This is a genomic window from Corynebacterium glyciniphilum AJ 3170, from assembly GCF_007673095.1.
Lineage (GTDB): Bacteria > Actinomycetota > Actinomycetes > Mycobacteriales > Mycobacteriaceae > Corynebacterium.
Genome location: NZ_VDYZ01000119.1, coordinates 1 through 334 on the forward strand (window position 1 = coordinate 1; position 334 = coordinate 334).

Annotated in this window: 1 pseudogene; it reads right to left on the reverse strand. The window is 69.2% G+C overall.

Going from position 1 to position 334, the window contains the following annotated elements:
* Window positions 1-264 (reverse strand): annotated as a pseudogene (locus FS507_RS16615) (hypothetical protein); the annotation flags it as partial.
* Between the last annotated feature and the right edge of the window lie 70 nt (window positions 265-334).

The window sequence follows — 334 nt, forward strand, 5'->3', positions numbered from 1 at the left end:
GGTGACATCGGCCAGGGCGGTGTGGCAGGTGATGCCGGTGTTCTGGATCCAGTCGGTCACCCCGAGGGCGACAGCGGCGTCGACGGCGGCGGCGGCATCGACGGCGTCGGCGTCGGGGGCGACAGCGGCATCGACGGTGTCGGGTATCTGTGTCCCGGTGGTGGTGAGGGCGCGGGTGTGCCGGTGGATCCGGGTCCAGATCGCATCCAGGTGATCGACTGAATAGCGCCCGTCGGTGCGCAACGAGTGGAATAGGTCGGGCATGCGTGTTGCCAGGTCGGCGGCGTGGGTGTAGCGGTGGGCTTCACGCGGTGTTCTGCGTCGTACGGCCAGG